At 74.5% G+C, this 23,123-nt stretch carries 7 protein-coding genes and 1 pseudogene; 2 read left to right on the plus strand and 6 right to left on the minus strand.

Annotated elements, in window-relative coordinates:
- The 5 genes and pseudogenes from ACWEPX_RS16055 to ACWEPX_RS16075 all read right to left on the minus strand — a co-directional run.
- Positions 1-491, minus strand: a pseudogene (locus ACWEPX_RS16055) (hypothetical protein); the annotation flags it as partial.
- Between the two features lie 2,791 nt (positions 492-3,282).
- The gene (locus ACWEPX_RS16060; protein ID WP_451897928.1) at positions 3,283-3,948 is read right to left on the minus strand and encodes an ABC transporter ATP-binding protein; all 666 of its coding nucleotides are present in this window, start codon (positions 3,946-3,948) and stop codon (positions 3,283-3,285) included.
- Positions 3,949-3,951: 3 nt separating this feature from the next.
- On the minus strand, positions 3,952-5,268 hold the full coding sequence (locus ACWEPX_RS16065; protein ID WP_451897929.1) for a hypothetical protein: 1,317 nt from the start codon (positions 5,266-5,268) through the stop codon (positions 3,952-3,954).
- The gene (locus ACWEPX_RS16070) at positions 5,265-6,242 is read right to left on the minus strand and encodes a hypothetical protein (RefSeq protein WP_451897930.1); all 978 of its coding nucleotides are present in this window, start codon (positions 6,240-6,242) and stop codon (positions 5,265-5,267) included. Before ACWEPX_RS16070 ends, ACWEPX_RS16065 begins: the two co-directional genes overlap by 4 nt.
- A gap of 232 nt (positions 6,243-6,474) precedes the next feature.
- Positions 6,475-6,804, minus strand: coding sequence for a lactococcin 972 family bacteriocin (locus ACWEPX_RS16075; RefSeq protein ID WP_451897931.1), 330 nt, complete (start codon positions 6,802-6,804; stop codon positions 6,475-6,477).
- 733 nt (positions 6,805-7,537) lie between these two features.
- On the opposite strand from ACWEPX_RS16075, the gene ACWEPX_RS16080 reads away from it, so the two are divergent.
- Together ACWEPX_RS16080 and ACWEPX_RS16085 are read left to right on the plus strand one after the other, a co-directional pair.
- Entirely contained in the window at positions 7,538-13,909 is a 6,372-nt protein-coding gene (locus ACWEPX_RS16080; protein ID WP_451897932.1) for a LamG domain-containing protein, read from the plus strand.
- Between the two features lie 76 nt (positions 13,910-13,985).
- A complete protein-coding gene (locus ACWEPX_RS16085) occupies positions 13,986-19,778 on the plus strand; it encodes an RHS repeat-associated core domain-containing protein (RefSeq protein ID WP_451897933.1) in 5,793 nt (1,930 codons plus the stop codon).
- Here the strand turns inward: ACWEPX_RS16085 and ACWEPX_RS16090 are convergent.
- Positions 19,767-23,045: a BTAD domain-containing putative transcriptional regulator gene (locus tag ACWEPX_RS16090; protein WP_451897934.1), complete on the minus strand. Its 3,279-nt coding sequence runs from the start codon at positions 23,043-23,045 to the stop codon at positions 19,767-19,769. The genes ACWEPX_RS16085 and ACWEPX_RS16090 overlap by 12 nt on opposite strands.
- Positions 23,046-23,123 lie beyond the last annotated feature (78 nt).

The following is a 23,123-nucleotide window of genomic DNA, read 5'->3' on the forward strand; positions in this document are numbered from 1 at the left end:
CTGCTGCCCAGGGGCAGGCGGCTGCTGCCCAGGGGCAGGCGGCTGCTGCCCAGGGGCAGGCGGCTGCTGCCCAGGGGCAGGCGGCTGCTGCCCAGGGGCAGGCGGCTGCTGCCCAGGCTGTCCGGGGCTCCCGGGCCATTGCGGGGACTGCTGCTGCCCGGGATGGCCGAGGCCCGCGGGCGGCTGGCCAGTACCCATGGGCGGCTGCTGACGGGGATGGCCAGCACCAGCGGAAGGCTGGCCCGGATGACCTGCTCCGACTGGACGTTGCCCGGGGTGGCCTGCACCAGGGACGGGTTGGGCCGGGGGGGCTGTGCCGGGGGCGGGCTGACCCGGATGGGCTGCGCCTGCGGGTGGTTGGCCGGTGCCTGCGAGGGGTTGGTTTGCGCGGGCGGGAGGTTGGCCAGCGTGGGGCGCAGGGGACTGCTGCCCGGCGTGGGGTGGGGAGGGCTGCTGGCCAGCGTGAGGCGCGGGGGGCTGCTGGCTGGCATGGAGTCCGGGGGACTGCTGGCCGGTATGGGGTGCGGGAGGCTGTTGACTGGTGTGAGGCGTCGGGGGCTGCTGGCCCCGGTGGGGTGCGGGGGGCTGCTGGCCGGGGTGGGTCGTGCCTGGGTGTGGTTGCTGGGTTGGGGGACCGGCAGCGAGGGGCTGCTGGTTCGGGTGGCCTGCGGCGAGGGGCTGCTGGGTTGGGGGGTGGGTGGGGTGGCCCGCGGGCGGCTGCTGGGGTGGCCGTCCGGGGTGGGTGGGTGGTTGTTGGGTTGGGTGGCCGCCTGTCACGGGTGGGTGTCCGGCGGGCTGCGGGGTTGGGGGCGGGGTGCCCCGCATGGGTTGGGGGTGGCCGGGGTAGGTGTCTGGTGCGGGTGGGCGCTGCTGGGCAGCGGGTGGGTACTGGCCCGGGGGCGGGCCTGCGGGGCGTGGGGTGCCGGTGGGTGGGCCGGGCGGGGCGGAGCCGTAGGCGGGTGGGCGGTTGCCTGCCGGGTTCAGCACCGGGTTGGGGCGGCCGCCTGCGGGAGGAGCGCTTGCCGGGGGAGTCGACAGGGCCGCTGGTGGGACGTTCGACCGCGGTGTCGAGCCTGTTTGGGCGGGGTGGCTCGGGGGTGCGGGTGAGGGGCCAGACGCCGGCCGGGGTGGGGTCGCGGGGCCGTTGGTGCTGGCTGGGGTCGACGGCTGGGCTGCAGCCGTCGTGGGGTTGGTTGGGCTGCCGCTGGTGGGCGGGGTTGATGAGGGGCCGTTGGTGGCCGGGCGGGGGGAGCCGTTGCCTGCGGCGGGACCCGTTGGCGTGGGGCGGGACGGGCCGTTGCTGCTGGTGGGTTGGCTCGGGCTCGCGGGGCTGGCCGGGGAGTTGGTGGGGGCGCTCGTGCGGCTGGGGGTTGCGGATGGGGTGCCCGGAGTGGAGTGGGCTGGGGTGCCGCCCGCGGTTGGGGTAGAGGTGCGGCTCGGGTTCGCCGACGGGGTGCCGGGGGTGTTGGTGCCGGTGGTGCGGCCAGGAGATGCGGAGGGGCTGGCGGGGGTGCTTCCGCCAGCGGGGGTGGAGGTGCGGCTGGAGCCTGCGGCCGGGCCAGACGGGCTGGCGGTGCTGGCTTGGCCGGTGCCGTTGGTTGCCGCGGTAGTGCGGTTTGGGGATGAGCCCGGTGGGGTGCCGGTGCCCGTGGGGGTGCCGCCGCTGGTTGGACCGGTGGCGCGGCTCGGGCCAGCGGACGGGCTGGACGAGTGGGGTCGGGCTGGGCCGCTTCCGCTGGATGGGCCAGGGCCTGCGGGTGCGCCCGACGGGGTGTTGGTGCGCGCGGGGCTGCCTCCGCCGGTGGGGCCGGTGCTGCGGTTGGGGCCGGATGCCGGGCTAGACGGTGTGTTCGTGCGCGCGGGGCTGCTGCCGCCGGTGGGGCCGGTAGTGCGGGGGCCTGCGGAGGGGCTGGATGACGGGGTGTTGGTGCGCGCAGGGCTGCTTCCGCCCGTCGGGCCGGTCGTGCGGCTGGGGCCGGATGACGGGCTGGAAGGGGTGTTGGTGCGCGCGGGGCTGCTTCCGCCGGTTGGGCCGGTGGTGCGGCTGGGGCCGGAGGTCGGGCCGGACGGAGTGTTGGTGCGGGCTGGACCGTTGCCGCCGGTTGGGCCGGTTGTGCGGGAGGGGCCGGAGGATGGGCCGGATGGGGTGTTGGTGCGGGCTGGGCCGCTGCTGCCCGTTGGGCCGGTCGTGCGGCTGGGGGCTGCGGAGGGGCCGCCGGGGGTGCTTGTGCGGGGGGAGGTGCTGCCGCTGGGGCCGGAGGGTTGGTTGCCGAGGTTGTTGCCGGACTGGCGGACTCGGCTGGCGTTGGACTGGTCGGTGTCGCGGACGGCTTGGGCGGTTTGCTTGACCTTCTGGCCGCTGGCCTCCGCTGCGCCCGCTGCTTGGTCGGCACCCTGGCGGGCTGTCTTGATTGCCTGGTCGGCCTTGACCATGGCTACCTGGCCGAAGACGCCTGCGCTGCCTGCGGAGGCGCCGATGTTGAGCTTGGCGGCTACGCCGTTGCTGATGCGGCTGCTCCGGTCGGAGATGCGGCTGCCGACCGAGTCCACCGCATCGGGGTCCATGCGGGAGCCCTGGCCCGGGGCCATGCCCGAGGAGCCGCCGCCGGTGGGTGTGCTGCTGCCACCTGGGGAGGAGCCGGACGGGCGATGGCTGCCGGATCCCCCGCTGGAGGAGGAACCGCTGCCCCTACGCGACATCTGCGGTCCAGCGGTGAGCCTTGGCGGTCCAGGGGCGAGCTGCGGTGGTCCAGCCGCGGGCCTTGGCGGTGCACGGGTGAGTCGCGGTGGTCCAGCCGCGAGCCTCGGTGGTCCAGCCGCGGGCCTCGGTGGTCCAGCCGCGGGCCTTGGCGGTGCACGGGTGAGTCGCGGTGGCCCAGCCGCGGGACTCGGCGGTCCGGCCGCGAGCCTCGGCGGCCCGGCGGCGGGCCTTGGCGGTCCAGCGGTGAGTCGCGGTAATCCCCCGGCGGGCCTTGGCAGGGCAGCGGTGAGTCGCAGTGGTCCGGCGACGGGCCTTGGCGGTGCAGCGGTGAGTCGCGGTGGTCCAGTGGTGAGCCTCGGTGGGACGGGCAGGCGTGCTCGCCGCGATGCCGGCCTGGGGGCCGGGGATCGTGGGGGCGAGATCGCCGGGGGTCTGCACGTCCTACCGCCTGTATCCCTCTGGGTGATTGACAGGCACAGGATGTCACACGAGTTCGACGAATATCCCCAGAACGGCGAAGATCGCTCACCCCGGCGATGACCAGCGGAAACGACCCCTTGTGACCGTGATCACCGGGCCGATCAGCAGGCCGGGCCGTGGGCGAGCTGGGCTTCGACGTCGATCACCCGGGAGCAGGAGTCGGCGACGACGGGGTCGTGGGTGGCGATGACGATGGTCTTGCCCGCGCGGTTGAGGGTGTGGAGGAGGGCGAGGACCGTGTCGCGGTTCTCCGGGTCCAGGGAGCCGGTGGGCTCGTCGGCCAGGACGAGGTCGCAGGGCTTGAGGAGGAGGCGGGCGACGGCGACGCGCTGCTGCTCGCCGCCCGAGAGCGAGTGGACCCGGCGCGACTCCGCCCCCGGCAGGCCGACCCGGCTCAGGGCGTCGGCGATGCGCTGGCGCTTCGGGGTCGGGTCGGGGGCGTAGGTGAGGGCGATGTCGAGGTTGTGGGCGACCGACTCGCTGTCGATGAGGGCGAAGTTCTGGAACAGGTAGCCCAGATGCGTGCGGCGCAGGCGGTTCGCGGCGCGGGTGTGCGGGCCGGGGGCCGGGCCGCCGAACAGGTGGACCTCCCCGGCGTCGGGCGCGTCCAGCAGGCCGATCAGGTTGAGCACCGTGGACTTGCCCGAGCCGCTCGCGCCGGTGAGCGCGATGAACTCGCCCGCGGCGACGCGCAGGTCGAAGCCGTCCAGCACCCGGCGCGGGCCGTACTGCTTGCGCACTCCCCGGAGTTCGCAACAGAATTCCACCACTTACAGCTCCTTCAATCGCTTGACCGCGTTCCGGCGTTCGACGATGCGCGCAGCCACCACCACGAGCAGGACCTCGACCGCGGCCGACGCGACGACCACGGCCAGCAGCTTCGGCACCTGGGCGTAGGGGTCCACCTCGACGCCGGGCATCGTCTTCGTCTGCATCCCCAGCCACACCACGACGGCGGCGGCCGCCAGGCTCTGCGCCATCCACGTCCCGCCCAGCACCGCCAGCAGCTCCCGGTAGGACCGGGCGAAGCCGATGCCGTGGAGCCTGCGCACGGTGAGCCGCCTGCGCAGCCGGTCGGACCCGATGGCCACGATCACCGCGTTCAGCACCGCCATGACCACCAGCGCGCCGACGGCGAACGCGGTGGCCTGGTTCGCGGCGCTGCGCAGCTGGTCGGCCTGGGTGCCCATCGCGTCGTGCACGCTCACCAGGTGGCGCAGGTTGTCGTCCAGCCCGAGGTCGCGCAGCAGCGGGGCCAGCTCGGCCTGCACCGCGGCCGGGTCGCCGTCGACGCGGACCTTCATCCCGGTGTCCAGGCCGCCGGTGACCGCGTTGAGCCGGTCGACCGGCAGGCTGTTCCCGGGCGTCATCACCTCGACCACCGGATCGGTGATCATGTTCCCCCGCTCGGGGTTGACCTCCGGGTCGAAGCTGAACACCTCCTGCCCCGACGCCGTCCAGATGATGCGGATCTCCTGGTCGGCGAAGCGCTCCGGGGCCCGCTCGCCGACGATGCGCGCCTGCGCCTGCACCGCGCCGGTGATCCCGCGCCCGCCGGTGCGCATGGTCTGGAACAGCTCCCGGTACCGGGCCTCGTGCGCCTTGAACCGCTCGGGCACCAGGACCACCCACGCCTGCTCGTCGTCGGCGACGGTGATCGGCCGCCGGGCCTCGTCGAGGACCGGGTAGCGCTCCAGGTAGTTGCTGTTGACCCGGATCGGCGGCGCGGGCCACGGCGAGGACGGGTCGACGGGCGCGCCTGCCTGGTAGTTGACCGAGTCGACGTAGAGCGCGCCCGCGGCCTCCAGGACCGGGTAGAGCCCACGCGCCTCGGCGACCGACGATGCGTCCCCGCCGGTCTCGAACTCCTGCTGGTCGTCGCCGAGGAGCCGGGGGTAGAAGATCGCGTAGTCGTCGACGTCGGCCCAGGGCGCCATCGCGGCCAGGCGCTCGTCCAGCTCGGCGCGCTGCTGCCAGACGAGGACCACCAGGACGGCCAGCACCGCCCCGCACACCGCCTTCACCAGCGCGGGCACCGCGATCGCCGAGGCGAAGGCCGAACGGCCGCGCCGCGTCTGCTCGTTCACTGCAGGCTTCCTTTGATGAGGTCGGAGATCCGAACGCGGTGGATGATGGCCAGGCCGACGGCCGCCGTCGCCGCGAAGCCGACCAGCGACACCTCGCCGAGGGCGGCGGCGAGGGCGCCCAGGAACGGGCGGTCGACCCCGGGGACGGCGAGCGCGACGACCGCGCAGGCGCCCAGGCCCAGCAGGAACGCGGCGAGCTGGAGCCGCCCGACCACCCGGTACCAGATCCGGGCGGCCGGGAAGCCGACCAGCCGCAGCACGCCGATGCGCTTGCCCTCGCGCAGCAGGACGAAGGCGATGACCAGCGTGGCCAGGCCGGTGAGCAGGTAGGCCAGGACGGCGAAGCGGCCGCCGCCCGCGGTGGGGACCGCGACGTGGGCGGGCGTCAGGTCGGCCACCGCCAGCTCCTCGACGCCCGCCGCGACCAGCCCCCGGTGCACGGCGGCGAGGAAGCGGGCGGTGTCGGGGGACTCGACCACGTAGCGGCCGGGGGCGGGCAGGGCGTCGAAGGCGAGCCGCAGCGGGGCGACCGTGAGCGCGTAGCGGTCGCCGAAGACCGCGGGCACGCCCACGTTGCCGGGTTCGCCCGCGCGCGCCGAGGAGACCGTCGCCGAGCCGTCGCGCGACTCGGCCGGGCTCAGCCACCGGCCGGAGGCGAGGGTGAAGGCGTCGAACAGCGCGGTGCGGTCGCCTTCGATGAGGACGTAGTGCTGGATGCTCTTGTGCTCCCCGCGCGGGGTGCTCACGCTGGTGCGCAGGACGTTCGAGCCGGTCGCCGCGGCGGCCTCGGTGAGCACGCGCAGCGTCACCTCGGGGTCGGCCGCCCGCGGGTGCTCGGGCCAGACGAACTGGGTGCCGACGCGGTAGGCCGCGGTCTCGCCCTGGGCCTCCCGCTCGTAGACGGCGTCGGCGATGACCACGGCCGGAATGGCCAGGAGCACGCCGGTGAACAGGACGACGAGGGTCAGCCGCACCGGTGCCCGCTTCCGCCGCCCGGCCTGCCCGCGCAATTCCGCAGCGGCCGGACACCGGCCCGCCCAGCAATGGATACCGACGTCAAACCAGCAACTCCCAGCGATTCCGGGGCGCGCATCGCGCGTCTGGTGATGAATTGATCAGCGATGCTAGCAGGTATCCGCGATGGCGAATTCCGGCCCCTGCCCCGCCTGCGCCGGGCCCGCGAATTCCGCGGGCCCGGCGGCTGGCTCAGGCGTCCGGGTCGTAGTAGGTGTAGCAGGTGTACGCCCAGCCCGCGGTGACGGCGGCGCTGGCCCAGTAGCCCGCGTTGGCGTACCGCTTGTCGGTGCCGCCTGCCAGCACCGCGGTCGCGCTGTGGAAGTTGCTGTTGTGGATGTAGTTGGAGTAGCACTCCTTGAGCCCGCCGTTGGGCTGGGTGCCGTGGCACCAGGTGCCGCCACCGGCGTTCTCGCAGGCCAGGACCGTCTTGGCCGGGCCGGACGGGGCAGGCGCCCGCTCCGGCGCCGACTGCGCGACCGACGCGGCCCCCGCCACCATGAACAGCGCCAGTGTCGCCACCGACGCGGTTTTCGCTGCCCTGGACTTCAGAGTTGACATGACTGCCCCCATTCCTTTCGGCCACCGCCGGTTCCCATCGACCGGGCAGATGGCGCACTTCTCGGGGGAACTGCATCAATTAGCTGAACAGGCATCCGCGTGGCATATCAGCGCACGCTCGGCACCTAATAGACATAGCCCCCCGGTTCCGACGGCCCGCAGGCGGGTCATCGCCGCCGACGGTATCAACCGGAACACGGCCGGGCAACGTCTGAGCGCCTTCCTTCACTCCAGTGGGTTACCGTTCCCCGGAAATTCGGGTTAACGCCGAATTCATTGCACGAGAAACCATTCGCGCTAACACACCGGCCCCTGCCGCGGTGACCGCCTGCAGACCGTGAAACCGGCGTGCAGGCGAGTTGAAGGCGCCGTTCGGAAGCCTCGCCCGGCAGGAGTGGCTGATGCTGGGAGGAACAGTGCGGTTACGGCGTGCGGTGGTCGCGGGGGCGGTGACCGCGCTCCTGGGGGGCGTGGTCACCGTCGTCGTGGTGCAGGGGCAGCGGGCGGAGGAGGTGGTGGTCCCGGTCGCGGAGGCGCCGGACGTGGGCAGCGCGGTGCTGGCGGCCCGGGCCCAGGGGGCGCGGGTGGAGGTGCTGGGCGAGCGCACCCCGACGCGGCTGGTGTGGGCGAACCCCGAGGGGTCGCTCACGACCGAGCTGAGCCTGGTGCCCACCCGGGTGCGCAAGGACGGGCGGTGGGGCCGGTCGACACGACGCTCGAGCGCCGCGCGGACGGCTCGGTCGCGCCGGTCGCCGCGGACGGGGAGCTGGTGCTCTCCGGCGGCGGGGACGGGCCGCTGGCCGAGCTGGGGTCGGCCGGGCGGCGCTTCAGCGTCGGCTGGCCCGGCGCCCTGCCCCGACCGGTCGTCGCCGGGTCGACGGCCACCTACCCCGACGTCCTGCCGGGCGTCGACCTGCAGATGCACGCCGAGCCGGGGGGCTACCGGCAGCACCTCGTGGTCAAGACCCGTGAGGCGGCGAAGAACCCCAAGCTGGCGGCCATCCGGCTCTCGCTCGACACCGACGGGCTGCGGGTGCGGGCGGAGAAGTCCGGCGCGCTCACCGCGGTGGACGACGCGGGCGAGGTGGTGTTCAGCTCGCCGCCCGCGACCATGTGGGACGCGGAGCGCCGCACCAAGCGCGTCGGGGTGGTGCTGGGCAAGGGGACGATGGACCTCAAGCCCGACACCGCGTTCCTGGCCGACCCGGCGACGCGGTTCCCGGTGACGATCGACCCGGACTGGGCGGGCGGCAAGCACGGCTGGACCAGCGTGCTCTCCGGCAAGCCCGGCACCGCGTACTGGAACACCAGCGGCGACGGGCCGGACAGCGCGCAGGTCGGGCAGTGCTACGAGAACGGCTACTGCAAGGGCATCGGGGAGGCGTGGTCCTACTTCCAGTGGGACACCAGCTTCCTCAACGGCCGGGAGCTCCACGGGGCGACCTTCAACACCTCGATCAAGTACAGCCCCAACTGCGACACCCGGACCCACGAGTTCTACACCGCCCACGGCGACATCTGGAACGGCGTCACTTGGAGCTCCAAGCCCGGCGGCACCCGCAGGCACGAGTACGCCGCGGCCGGGGCGAGCAGCTTCGGCGGCTGCGGCACCGGGTGGAAGCCGGTGGGGCTGGGCGTCCCGGTCGGCGACATCGACAAGACCGGGTTCTCCACCTTCCTGATCAAGGCGCAGAGCCCCACCGACCAGATCGCGTGGCGCAAGTACGACCCGGGCTCGACGACCCTGAGCATCACCCACAACCTCGCGCCGAGCACGCCCACCGACCTGCACACCACCCCGGCGCTGCCGGACCCGTGCCGGTGGTGCGACGGCAAGTCCTACTACGGCGGCGACAGCATCCAGCTCAACGCCCGCCTCGCCGACCCGGACCACACCCCGGTCAACGCCCAGTGGCGGGTCTTCCGCAACGGCGACGAGGACGTCATCCCGTGGGGCAACGGCTTCAAGCCCTCCGGCGAGCTGCACGACCACCCGCTCCCGCTCGGGGCGGAGAACGGCAAGACGATCTCCTGGGGTGTGATGGGCGGTGACGGGCTCAGCGCGAGCCCCTGGGCCGACCACCCGCGCGCGTTCGTCGTCGACCGCGTGGGCATCGACGTGCAGCCGGGGGTGGCGTCCAAGACCTATCTGGAGGACAACCGCTGGCACGGCGGTGTCGGCGTGAAGGACGTGTTCACCTTCTCCGCCAACGACAACCCGGCCGTCACCGTCTCGGACATCGACCACTACCTCTACGGCTGGCAGTACCCGCCGACCGAGAAGGTGGACGCCACCGCGCTGGGCGGCCCGGCGTCGGTGTCCACCGCCCCGCCCGGAGACGGCCCGCAGACGCTCTACGTGCGCTCGGTCGACCGCGCCGGGCACGAGAGCCCGACCCGGGCCTACCGGGTGTACGTGCGCGCGGGCAACGGCGCGCTGGCCCAGTACTCCTTCGAGGGCAAGGCCGACGACACCGCCTTCCTCGGCGACCGGCACGGCGCCCTGGTCGGCGGGGCGGGCTACACCGCGGACGGCGCGGTGGGCAGCGCGGTCGCCCTCAGCGGCGGCGGCCACGTGACCGCGCCCGCCGCGGTGCGCACCGACGGCTCGTTCTCGGTGGCGGCGTGGGTCAAGGCCACCGAGGCGCCCGGCCCGTCGGCGGTGATGAGCGCGCTGTCGCAGGACGGGCAGTCGGTCAGCGGGTACATGGTCGGCTACCGCGGCAGCGGGCACTGGGAGATCTACAGCCCGGTGGCCGACCAGCCCGGGACGAACGACGAGGTGCTGCGGTTCCAGCGCCCGCTGGCGCTGGGCGCGTGGACGCACGTGGCCGCGGTGTTCGACCAGCAGGCCGGGACGATGAAGCTCTACCTCGACGGCGAGCTGGTCGGCACCGCCCCGCGCACGCGCGGGTTCAACGCCGCGGGCCCGTTCGCCGTGGGCCGCTCGAAGTGGGCCGGGTCGCCGGGCAACCACTGGACCGGCGCGGTGGACGAGGTCCAGGTCTACGACCGCGTGCTGGGCCCGGAGGAGATCGCGGCGGCGGTGAGCACCAGCGGTGTGCAGCTCGCGCACTGGAAGCTGGACGAGAAGGCAGGCGCCACCGCGCGCAACTCCGTCGGCGGGGGAGCGGACGCGGTGCTGGAGAACGGGGCCGAGTTCACCGCCGAGGGCGCGGTGCAGGGCGGTGTGCGGCTCGACGGCGTGAACGACGTGGTGTCCACCGGTGTCCCCGTGGTGCGCACCGACCAGAGCTTCACGGTCTCCGCGCAGGTCAAGCCCGACAACTACAACGGGACGTACACGGTCCTGTCGCAGGACGGCGAGAGCTTCTGCGGGTTCTGCCTGCAGCTGCAGGACGGCAGGTGGACCTTCGTGTTCGCCGACGCCGATGCCGCCAGCCCCGCCGCGTACCACTTCGTGCGGACCCCGGCGGTGACCAAGTCCGGCTTCACGCACCTGGTCGGCACCTACGACGCGGTCACCGGCAAGATCCGCCTGTACGTCGACGGCGAGCAGGCGGGCGAGTCGAGCAGGCCGGTGGCGTGGAACGCCCAGCGGGCCTTCCGCATCGGCGCCGCCCGCATCGGCGGCGTGGTGAAGCAGCACCTACCGGGCACGGTGGACGAGGTGCGCGTGCTCAGCCGCGCCATCACCCTGGACGAGGTGCGCGGCCTGCTCAGCCGCGACAACGTCACCGCAGGCCGGTGGGCCCTCGACGGCTCGGCCGCCGAGGCCGGGGGCCGCGCGCAGCTCAACGGCACCGAGCACGGCGGCGTGGACTGGACGGCCGGGCAGGCCGACCTGCCCGACCCGGACGACCTCGCGGCCCGGTTCACCGGTCCCGCCCACATCACCGCCCCGAGCCCGATCGACACCGGGCAGAGCTACGCGGTGGCGGCGTGGGTGCGGCTCGACCGCGCGCCCACCGCGAACGCCACGGCCGTTTCCCTCGACGGCCAGACGACGAGCGCGTTCGTGCTGCGGGCGCTGGCGGGCGGCAAGTGGTCCTTCCGCGCCAACGCCGACGACACCGCCACCCCGACGGGCGGCGAGGCGGTCAGCGCGACCGCGGCGCAGCCCGGCGTCTGGACGCACCTGGTCGCCGTGCACCGCAAGGACAAGGGCCGCGTCGAGCTGTACGTCAACGGCGTGCTGGCGGGCTCGGTCGCCTACACCGCGGGCTTCAGCGCAGCAGGCCCGCTGCGGATCGGGCAGGGCAGGCACGCGGGTGCGGCGGTCGACCCGTTCCCGGGCGCGGTCGACGACCTGGTGCTCTACAGCAGGCCGCTGTACGAGGCCGAGATCAAGGCGATGGCGGGCCGGGACCTGAGCCTGGGCCACAACTGGACGCTGGACGAGGGCGCAGGCGCCACCTCCGGCGACGCGGCGGGCGCCCGCCCGGCCGCGCTGTCGGGCGGGGCGCGGTTCACCGAGGGCCGCGTCGGCGGGGCGGTGCGCCTCGACGGGGTGGACGACGTGGTGTCCGCGCCCGCGGTGGACGTGCGCACCGACGCCAGCTTCACCGTCAGCGCGTGGGTCCGGCTCGACGGCAACGACTGTGACCTCGACGTGCAGTCGCGGTGCCTGCTCAGCGCGGTCTCCCTCGACGGGGCGACCGGCAGCAAGTTCCGGCTCGGCCACGTCGTGGACGACCAGGACCACGGGGACGGCAACTGGGTGTTCGAGCTGCCCGAGCCCGACGGCACGGTGACCGAGGCCGCGATCGCGGTGCGGCCCGGCGACATCGGCAGCTGGGTGCACCTGACCGGCGTCTACGACAAGGGGGCGCGGGCGATCTGGCTCTACGTCGACGGCTCCTACAAGGACGACGGCACGCTGCTGGCGCCGTGGCACGGCGAGGGGCAGCTGCGGATCGGCCGCGGCCTGCACGGCGGCGAGCCGGACGGGCACTGGCGCGGCTCGGTCGACGACGTGCGCCTCTACAGCGGCGCCCTGGACGACGCCCGGGTCTCCGCGCTGTACGGCTCGTACCCGGCGCCGCAGGAGGCGGTCGAGCGGCCGGTCGCCGACGCGGGCCACTGGAAGCTCAACGAGAGCGCGGGCGCCACGGCGGCCGACTCCTCCGGCCTGGGCCGCACGATCACCCTCCACGGCGGGAGCAGCTGGAGCGGCGGGCGCGAGACCCGCGCGGTGCAGTTCGACGGCGCGGGCGGGCACGGCGAGACCGCGGCGCCGGTGCTCGACACCACCGGCAGCTTCTCGGTGTCGGCGTGGGTCGCGCTCACCAGCGGGGCCAACTACTCCGCGGTGCTCGGCCAGGATGGCGGCACGATGAGCACCTTCTACCTCCAGCACGACGCCACCGCCAAGAAGTGGGGCGCGGTCGTGCCGGAGTCCGACGCGCCCAACCCCGTGCTCAACCAGGTCCTGTCCGTCGAGCCCGCGCTGGTCAACGTGTGGACGCACCTGGCGGTGGTCTACCACGAGCCGCGCAAGCAGCTGCGGCTCTACGTCAACGGATCGCTGTCGGGCGTGCGCGAGGGCATCGCGCCCAAGCCCTCCAGCGGGCCGCTGAGCATCGGGCGCTGCAAGTACAACGGGGCCAAGGCGTGCTACTTCCCCGGGATGGTCGACGACGTGCGCGCGTTCGACGGCGCGCTGAGCGACGCCGAGGTCCGCATGGTGCACGACGACGTCCCCGAGGTCCCGCACGGCACCTGGCGCTTCGACGACGGCACCGTCGCCGACTCGTCCTGGCGGGCCAACCCCACGACGGCGACCGGTCCGGTGACCTACCCGCAGGGCTTGTCCGGCACCGGATTGGGCCTGGACGGGGTGTCGGCCTCGGCCGCGGCGACGCACGCGGGCATCCCGATGCGCGACAGCTTCACGGTCACGGCGTGGGCCAAGCTGGGCCGCGGTGACAAGCACGCCGTGGTCGTCGGCCAGGACGGCGCGCGGCAGAGCGGGTTCACCATCCAGTACCGGCCCGAGGTGAACCGCTGGTCGTTCGGGGCGGCGACGCACGACGCCGACAACGCGCCCGGCGTCTACGCCCACTCGACCACGCCGCCGACCCTCAACCGGTGGACGCACCTGGCCGGGGTGTACGACCAGCCCACGCGCCAGCTGCGGCTCTACGTCGACGGCCACCACGTGGGAACCCGCGACAACGTGCTGCTGTGGCAGGCCAACGGCGGGTTCACCATCGGTCGGGGCAAGGTCAACGGCGCGGCGGCCGGGTTCTTCCCCGGGGTGCTCGACGAGGTGACCACCGACCTGGGCGTCATGCCCGAGGGCGACATCGCCGAGCTGGCGGCGCACTCCACGCCGTCGGGCGGGCACTTCGGCCGGTTCATCGACGCCCAGGGCGACCACCGCTCGGCGAACGCCACCAGCGGGTTCTGGGACCGGTTCGACCCCCTGCCCGAGCGGTACCGCTACGAGGGCCCGTTCGGGATGATGCTGCCCGCCCAGGCGCCCGGCACGCACCGGCTGTACTCGTGCCAGTCCGGTTCGGACGCCTTCACCTCGGCCGACGCGGCCTGCGAGGGCGCGACCAAGCTGGCCGACCTCGGCTGGGTCTACACCGCGCCGCCGCAGGGGGTGTCCACGGTCCCGCTGCACGCCTGCCGCTTCGGGACCGAGCGGGCCGACTCGGTCGACCCGGGCTGCGAGGGCGCGGGCCCGTCCGCGGGGGTGCTGGGCCACCTGCTGGCCTACGCGCCGCTGGTGCGCTACCTCGACCAGCGGCGGGCCGACCACGCGGCCACGACCGGCGTGCTGCCGCCCGGCTACCACCGGGAGGGCACGCTGGGCCTGCTCGCCCGGTCCCCGGACGAGCCCGGCATCCAGCGGTTGCAGCTGTGCCGCAGCGGCAACGACCTCTCGCTGTCGACCGACCCGGCGTGCGAGGGGCGCACCGTGGTCAAGGTGCTCGGGGGGATCTGGACCGAGCCGCCCGCGCAGGCGCCGAGCAAGGCCCTCTACCAGTGCCGGTTGGGGGCGACCAACCACTTCGCCTCCACCAACCCGACCTGCGAGGGCCAGACCGTGGTGAGCAGGCTCGGCTACGTGCTGACCGCCGTGCCGACCGGCTGACGCAGCGGGGCAGCCCCCTCCTGGGCCGCCCCGCCGCAGGCTTCCCGACCTTCGTCCGCTGTCCTGAGGAGGACTCGTGCGCTCTGCTGTCAGAGCTCGTTCGACCAGGGGGGTCGCGTGGGCGCTGGGCGCCGTGCTCGCGGCGTCGCTGGTCCAGGCCGCGACGCCGCCGCCCGCGGCCGCGGCCGACCCCGGCCCGTCGGTGCCGCTGCCGGACATCGCCTCGGCGGCGGTGGCCCAGGAGGCGATGCAGGGCCGGGCCGCCGACGAGGCCACCGGGTCGGCCCTGACCGGCGACCAGCCAGCCGGGGTCGACCTCGACGGCACCGGCCTGCCGACCGCGACCCCGCTCGCGCCCTCGGCTGGCTGGGACGTGGCCACCCACACCGGCGACTTCACCTGGTCCTACCCGCTGCGGGTGCCCCCGGTGCCCGGCGGGCTGCAACCGGAGCTCGCGCTGTCCTACAGCTCGTCCTCAGTGGACGGCCGCACCAGCGCGACGAACAACCAGCCGTCCTGGGTGGGCGAGGGCTGGGAGCTCTCGGCCGGGTTCATCGAGCGCCAGTACGGCGGCTGCGCCGACGACACCACCGGCGGCACGACCCCGCCCAAGACCGGCGACCTGTGCTGGCGCTCGGACAACGCCACCGCCTCCTTCGGCGGGCGCGGCGGCATGCTCGTGCGCGACGACGCCACCGGCGTGTGGCGGGCCCGCAACGACGACGGCTCGGTCATCGAGCGCTTCACCGGGACCGGCAACGGCGACGACAACGGCGAGCGCTGGCTGATCACCACCGTCGACGGCACCCAGTACCACTTCGGCAGCGACCCCGCGGCCGGGTCCACCTGGACGGTGCCGGTCTACGGCGACGACGCGGGCGAGCCCTGCCACGCGGCGACGTTCGCGGCCTCCCGCTGCGACCAGGCGTGGCGCTGGAACCTGGACAAGGTCGTCGACCGCAACGGCAACACCATCCGCTACACCTACGCGCCCGAGACCAACTCCTACGGCGCCAACCTCGCCGACGCCGCCGTGCCCTACACCCGCGGCGGCACGCTGGCCCGGGTCGACTACGGCCTGCGCGAGGGCATCGCCACCCCGGCCGCGCGGGTGGTCTTCACCACCGCCGACCGGTGCGTGCCGGGCAGCGAGTGCGTCGAGGCCAAGCCGGACAACTGGCCGGACGTGCCGTGGGACGGCAAGTGCGCCGCGGCCACCTGCCCCGACAAGCACTCCGCGACGTTCTGGTCCACCAAGCGCCTGGCCTCGATCACCACCCAGGTGTGGAACGGGACCGAGCACACCCCGGTGGACCGGTGGACCCTCGACCACAGCTTCCCGGACCCCGGCGACGGGGAGAAGGCCGCGCTGTGGTTGCGGTCGGTGACCCACACCGGGCTGGTGGGCGGCGCGCTGGCCCTGCCCCCGGTCACCTTCGAGGGCACGGCGCTGCCCAACCGGGTGGATTCCGTCGAGGACGGCATGGCCCCGCTCAACCGCTACCGGGTGACCGGGATCATCAGCGAGAGCGGTGGCGTCACCGCGATCACCTACGGGTCGCAGTGCCGGGCGGGCGGGCCGATGCCCACCGCCCCGGAGACCAACGGGCTGCGCTGCTTCCCGGTGAAGTGGACCCGCAAGAACCACCAGGAGCGCACCGACCACTTCCACAAGTACGTCGTCACCACCGTCATCCAGACCGACCGGATCGCCGCCAACCCCAGCCAGGTGACCAACTACGAGTACCTCGACGGCGCGGCGTGGCACTGGGACACCTCCGAGTTCACCGCCGAGGCCGACAAGACCTGGAGCGAGTTCCGCGGCTTCGGCCGGGTGCGCGTGCGCACCGGGTCGGCGGGTGACCTCTCCGGTCCGGTCACCATGACCGAGACCCGCTACTACCGGGGCATGGACGGCGACCGCCTGCCCTCGGGCACCCGCTCGGCGTCGGTCGTGGACACCGAGGGCGGCAGCCGCACGGACTCCGAGTGGCTGCGCGGCCTGTCCTTCGAGACCGCGACCTTCGAGCGCGAGGGGCCGTCCGACCAGGCCGACCCGCCGCGCGTGGCCAAGACGATCACCGACCCGGTGTGGGCGGGCCCGACCGCCACCCGCGGGCCGTTCACCGCCTACCGGGTCCGGCAGGGCACCGTCCGCCAGTACACGGCCCTGGCCGCGGGCGGCTGGCGGCAGACCCGCACCGAGACCCGCTACGACGGCCGCGGCCTGCCCGACCAGGTCAACGACCTGGGCGACACCGCGACCGACGCCGACGACCTGTGCACCACCACCGAGTACGTGCCGGGTCACCGGGTGGCGAACCTGCCCGCGACCGTGCGCACGGTGTCGGTGCGCTGCGGCGAGCCCGCGGAGTTCCCGCGCCACGCCGTGTCCGCCGAGCGCCACACCTACGACGACGCGGGCAACCGGACCAAGACCGAGGTCGCCAAGGAGTGGACCGCGGCGGAGCCGGTCTACGCCGTCAGCAGCGTGGTCGGCTACGACGTGCACGGCCGCGTCACCGCCAGCACCGACGCCCGGGGGAGCACCAGCACGATCGCCTACACCCCGGCGACCGGCGGCCCGGTGACCAAGACTGTCTTCACCAGCCCGCCCACCGCGGCGCTGCCCGGCGGGCTCGTCACCACCCGCACCCTGGCCCCCGCGTGGGGTGTCGTGGTGCACGTCAACGACCCGAACAAGCGCAAGACCGAGGCCGAGTACGACCCGCTCGGCCGCCGCACGGCGGTGTGGCTGCCCAACCGGCCGCGCGCCGACCACCCGAACCGGCCCAGCCTGCGGATGGCCTACCTGATCCGCGCCGACGCCAGCTCCGCGGTCACCACGACGCGGATCGGGCCCAACGGCACCGACGTGGTGTCGACCACGGTCTACGACGGGCTGCTGCGCCCGCGCCAGACCCAGCAGCCCGCGCTCGGCGGGGGCAGGCTGGTCACCGACTCGCGCTACGACTCGCACGGCAGGCTGTGGAAGACCACGCAGCCGTACTACAACAGCGATCCGGTCGACACGGCCCTGCTCTCCGTCGCCGACACCGCGATCCCGGGCCACACCCGCACGCTGCACGACGGCGCGGGCCGGGTGACGGCGTCGGTGTACTTCGGCGGCGCGCACGAGAAGTGGCGCACCACCACGACCTACGGCGGCGACCGGGTGCACGTGGCCCCGCCCGCGGGCGGCACGGCGACCACCACCATCACCGACGCCCGCGGCCGCACGGTCGAGCTGCGCGAGCACAGCTCGGCCGCGGAGTTCGACGCCACCCGCTACGCCTACACCCCCGGCGGCCACCTGGCCTCGGTGACCGACGCGGCGGGCAACGTCTGGCGCTTCGAGCACGACCTGCGCGGCCGCAAGACCAAGAGCACCGACCCCGACACCGGGGTGACGACCATGACCCACGACGAGGGCGGCCTGGTCACCGGCGTCCGCGACGCCGCGGGCAACGCGGTCGCCACCACCTACGACGCCCTCGGCCGCAAGACCGGGCGGTACGCGGGCGGTCCGGACGGGCCGAAGCTGGCCACGTGGACCTACGACACGGCGAGCAAGGGCGCGGGCCAGCTGGCCTCGGCCACCCGCTGGGTCGGGCAGACCGCCTACACCCGGACCGTGCACGGCTACAACGCCCTCTACCGGCCCACGCAGGAGTCCGTCGCCATCCCGGCTGCGCAGGGCCAGCTCGAAGGCACCTACACCACTTACACCAGCTACGACCCCGACGGCAGCGTCTCGGCCGTGTCCTACCCGGCGGCCGGTGAGCTGCCGGAGGAGACGGTCAACTACGACTACACCGACCTCGGCCAGCCGACCACCACGACCGGCGGCTACGAGGGCGCGACGTTCCGGTACGCCTCGGCGACGTCGTACACCCGCTACGGCGAGCCGCAGCGGGTGCAGCTGGGCACGGGGACCAAGCGCGCGTGGCTGTCCTACTACTACGACGACCACACGCGCAGGCTCGAACGATCCATCGTGGACGCCGAGATCCCCAACCCGATGCTGGTCGACAACCACTACACCTACGACCCGGCAGGCAACGTGACCTCGCTGGCCGACCTGGCCCCCGGCCAGACCGACGTGCAGTGCTTCCGCACCGACCACCTGCGCAGGACGACCGAGGCGTGGACGCCCGCGGCGAGCACGTGGTCGGCCGAGGCGGGCTGCCAGGCGGACCCCGCCTCCGACGCGCTCGCGGGCGCGGCGCCCTACTGGCACTCCTACGCCTACGACCGCACCGGCAACCGCACCACCGAGGTCCGGCGCGACCCGACAGGCGAGGTGACCAGGACCTTCGCCTACGACGTGCCCGGCCACGCGCACGCCGTCGCCGCGGTCACCACCGACGCGGGCGCCACCACCTACGGGTACGACGCCGCGGGCCGCACCACCGAGCGCGGCGGGCAAGAGCTGGAGTGGGACGTCGAAGGCCGCCTCGCCGAGGTCACCGACGCGGGCGCGACCACGACCTTCCTCTACGACGCCGACGGCAACCGGCTGCTGCGGAAGGACCCGGGCGGCACCACGCTGTACCTGCCGGGGCAGGAGGTGCGGGTCGGGCCGACCGGCGGGCCGAAGGCGACCCGCTACTACGCCCACGCCGGGCGCGACATCGCGGTGCGGGTCGGCCGCGGCCCGCTCACCTGGCTGGCGGGCGACCACCAGGGCACCGCCCGGGTGGCGGTCGACGCCGACACCCGCGAGGTCACCCGGCGCAGGCAGCTGCCCTTCGGCGGGCCGCGCGGCGCGGCGGCGGCGTGGCCGGGCGACCGGGGCTTCCTCGGCGGGACCGCCGACGCGAGCACCGGCCTGACCCACCTCGGCGCCCGCGAGTACGACCCGGACCTCGGCCGGTTCACCTCCGTGGACCCGGTGATGGACCTGAGCACGCCGCAGCAGCTGAACGGCTACGCCTACAGCGAGAACAACCCCGTCACCTACAGCGACCCCTCCGGCATGATCAAGGTGAACTGCCCGGACGGGGAGTGCCGCGGCGGGCACTACGCGCCCGGCCAGGGACCGGCGAGCACCTACAACCCGCCGGTGGACTGGGGACCGCCCGCCCCCAGCGGGATCAGCGGGGCCGGCTGCGGCTCGCGGCCGTGCCCGGTCGGCGGGGTCGACCCCAGCACCGTCTACAAGGGATGCGGTGCGCGCCCGTGCAAGGTCGGGTCGGTCGATCCGCACAACATTGATTTCGTCCCGCCCAAGGTGCACATCCCCAGCGGACCGCAGTGCCAGGTCAGCGACGGCGCGCTGATGACCGGCGAGCTGCTGTGCGACGAGCCACCGGCGCCCGCGAACCCGAACGCCCTGTGCAGCGGCCTGTTCAACTGCGCGTGGGAAGTGGGCTGGCGGGGCGCGATGGCCACCAACCCGATCACCCTGATCGGGCAGGCCGCCGCCGACCTCAGCGGCACCAACATCACCCCGGACTACCTGACCGTCGACCTCGGCGCGGTCATCCCGACCAGCAAGCGGGCCGGGATCGCGGGCGCCTTCGGCTTCACGTTCAGCAAGCACGGCCAGCTGACGTTCAACGAGCCGCGCGCGGGCGTCGGGACGCCATCAGGGGGCATCCGGGGCAATACCGGCCTGACCCTGTCGGGCAGGCTCGGCTGGCTGGAGGACCGCGGCGCGTCGGCCGACGACGTCAACGGCTTCCTGCAGGGCGACGCCAGCAGCGTGCTGGTCGGGGTGCCGCTGCCCGCGCCGGTGGGGCTGGCCGGGGGCGCCACCTTCGCCGACGGCAACGGCCAGCGCGCCTACGAGTACGGGGTCAACCTGCCCGGGGGCTGGGGCATCACCGGCAGCAAGAGCCACGGGAAGGTGATGCTACCCGGCTGACGGCATGGCCCGGTCCGCCTCGCTGAGCAGGTCGTCGACGAGCCTGCTCAGCGAGGCCGTCTCCGGGGCGCCCGCGGCGGCGAAGAGGTCCAGCGCGCCCCGCCACCGGGTCAGCGCCGAGCAGCAGTCGCCCGCCGCCCGCTCCACCAGGCCGAGCACGTGCAGGGCGCGGGCCAGGGCCAGCCGGTGGTCGGCGCGCTCGGTCACCTCCCGCGCCCGGCGCGCGTGCTGCCCGGCCTGGTCCAGCGCGCCGAGGTCGAGGTAGGCGTGGGCGATCTCGGTCAGCGCCGGGCCCTCCAGCACCAGCATCCCCGAGGCGCGGACGCTGGTCCACGCGCGCCGGGCGTGGACCAGCGCGGTGGCCGCGTCGCCGCGCTCGCGCAGCGCCCTGGCCAGGCCGATGCGGCTGGACACCGCGCCGTAGCCGAAGCTGATCTCGGTGGCCAGGCGCAGGACCCGCTGGTAGCCGCTGACGGCCTCGTCGAGCCTGCCGCAGCGCAGCGCCACCGCGGCAGCGATCTCCAGCCCGCCCGCCTCCATCCGCCGCTCGCCGATCTCGCGGCTGCGGGCGACCGCCTCGCCTGCCAGCTCGTCGGCCAGGTCGAGTCTGCCCGCGTCGCAGTGCGCCTCGGCCAGGCACACCAGCTCCACCGCCTCGCCGTAGCGGAAGCCGAGTTCGCGGGTCAGGTCGAGGGACTGCTGGTGGTGGGCGATCGAGCGGTCCAGCCTGCCCAGCGTCCAGTACGCCAGGCCGAGGCCGTTGAGCGCGCGGGCGGTCGTCGGGCGGTTGCCGGTGGCCCGGCTCAGCGCCAGCGCCCGCTCGTGCCAGCCGATCGCCAGGTGCGCGTCGCCGAAGGACAGGTGCGCGACGCCGACGTAGTTCAGGGCGAGCGCGATCGCGTCCTGGTCGCCGGTGCGCTCGCTGACCGCCAGCGCGTCGCTGTGCGCCCGCATGGCCAGGTCCGGCTTGCCCAGCTGGGCGTGCACCCGGCCGATGTTGTGCAGGCAGTTCGCCTCGGCGTCGAGGTCGCCCGCCTGCCTGGCGATGCGCAGGGCCCGCTCGTGGGCGGAGATGGCCAGGTCGTAGTCGCTGGCGTTGAACGAGACCAGGCCCAGCACGTCGAGCACCGACGCCTGGGCGCGCCGGTCGCCTGCGGCCTCGGCGGCGGCCAGGACCTCCTCGCACGCGGCGATGGCCTGCACGGCGTGCCCGCGGGCCTGCAGGTAGCCGCGCAGCACGTCGATCAGCTGCCAGCCGCGCGGGTCGCCCGCGACGGCGACGGCCAGCAGGTTCTGCCGCTCCTCGTCCAGCCAGCGCAGCGCGTCGGCCTCGGTGGCGAACTCCGCGGCGGGCCCGGCGGCGGGCAGCGGGACGCGCAGCGGCACCCCGGGGTAGAGCCTGCGCGTGGCCGCCGCGGCGCTGCGCAGGTAGAAGTCCAGCAGCCGGGCGGCGGCCGCCGCGGTGCCCGCGCCGTCCTCGGCGCGGCCGCGGTCGCCCGCGTACTCCCGGATCAGGTCGTGGAACTGGTAGGCGCCCGCCGCGGGCTGCTGCAGCAGGTTGGCCCTGGCCAGCCGGTCCAGCGCACGGACGGTGTCGGGCGCGGGGCGGTCGGCGGCGGCCGCCGCGGTCGCCACCCGGAACTCCGCGCTGGGCAGGACCGCGCCCAGCAGCCGGAACAGCGCCTGGTCCGCGGGGAGCAGGCGCAGGTAGGACAGGTCGAAGGCGGTGCGCACCGCGGACTGCTCGTCGCCGTCGACGGCCAGCCCGGCCACCCGGCCGTGCCGGGCCAGCTCGGCGGTGTAGTCGGCGACCGGGCGGTGCGGGGAGGCGGCGAGGTTGGCCCCGGCGATGCGCAGCGCCAGCGGCAGGTACGCGCACGAGCGGGCCAGCTCGGCCACGGCGGCGGGCTCGGCCCGCCCGCCCAGCAGGTCGGCCAGCACGCCCGCCGACTCGGCCTCGGTCAGCACCCCGACCGGCAGGTGGTCGACGTCGTGGGTGGCCGCGAGCCCGCGCAGGTCGTCGCGGCTGGTCACCAGGACCGCGCAGCCCGGCGTCGCGGGCAGCAGCGGGCGGACCTGGTCGGGGTGGTGGGCGTTGTCGAGCACGACGAGGAACCGGCGCCCGGCGAGCAGGCTGCGGAAGAGGGCGGCGCGGTCCTCCACGTCGACCGGCTGCTGCCCGGTGGGCACGCCGAGGTCGCCGAGGAAGCGGGTGAGGGCCGAGCACGCGCACACCGGCGGCTCGGCGGAGAAGCCGCGCAGGTTGAGGTAGAGCTGGCCGTCGGGGAACCGGTCGCGCAGCCGGTGGGCCACGTGCAGGGCCAGCGCGGTCTTGCCCACCCCGGGCGGCCCGGAGATCGCGACGACGGGCGTCACCGCGTCGGCGGTGAGCAGCTCGGTCAGCCGCGCGATGTGCTCGGCGCGCCCGACGAAGCGGCGCACGCCCAGCGGGAGCTGGGAGACGGGGGCGGGGTTCGGTGGCGGCGCGGCCGCCTGCTCGGGCTCGGCGTCGGCGAGCAGCGCCTGGTGCGCCCGGCGCAGCCGCTCGCCCGGGTCGACGCCCAGCTCGGCGCGCAGCAGGTCGCGGACCTTGCGGTAGGCCGCGTGCGCGTCGGCCTGCCTGCCGCAGCGGTGCAGCGCGGTGACGAGCTGGGCCCACAGCTCCTCCCGCCACGGATGCTCGCCGGTGAGCCGGACCAGCTCGGCCACCACCTCGCGGTGCCTGCCGAGCCGCAGCTGCAGGTCCACCCGGTGCTCGATGGCCAGCAGCCGCTCCTCGGCCAGCCGGGGCACGACGTCGCGCTGCAGCGCGTCGGACCGCAGTCCGCTCAGCGCGGGCCCGCGCCACAGCTCCAGCGCCTCGGCGAGCAGGTCGGCCGCGGTCGCGTGCCGGCCTGCGGCGTCAGCGGCCGCGGCCTCGGCGCGCAGCCGCTGGAAGGCGGTGAGGTCGAGGGCGTCCGGGGCGACCTCGATGGAGTAGCCGTCGGGGTGGGTGTGCACCAGCCGCGGGGCGCTGGCGTCGTCGCCGAGGGCCCGGCGCAGCCGCACGGCGTAGACCTGGACCGTGCGCCGGGCCTCCGCGGGGGGATCGGCGCCCCACAGCGCGTCGGCGAGCTGGTCGATGGTGACGACCTGGTTGGCGTTGACCAGCAGCGCGGCCAGCATCACGTGCAGCTTGCCCGCGCTGAGCCGCACGGGCCGCCCGCCTGCGAGCACCGCCAGCTGGCCGAGCACCCGGAACCGCAGGGCGGCGACGTCCCCCAGCACCCGGCCTCCCGTTGATTCCCCCAAGCCCCGGTTGACCATTCAACCGAGCCGGAAACCCCGGTGTCAAAGGGTCATTTC

It is taken from the genome of Actinokineospora sp. NPDC004072 (assembly GCF_053604195.1).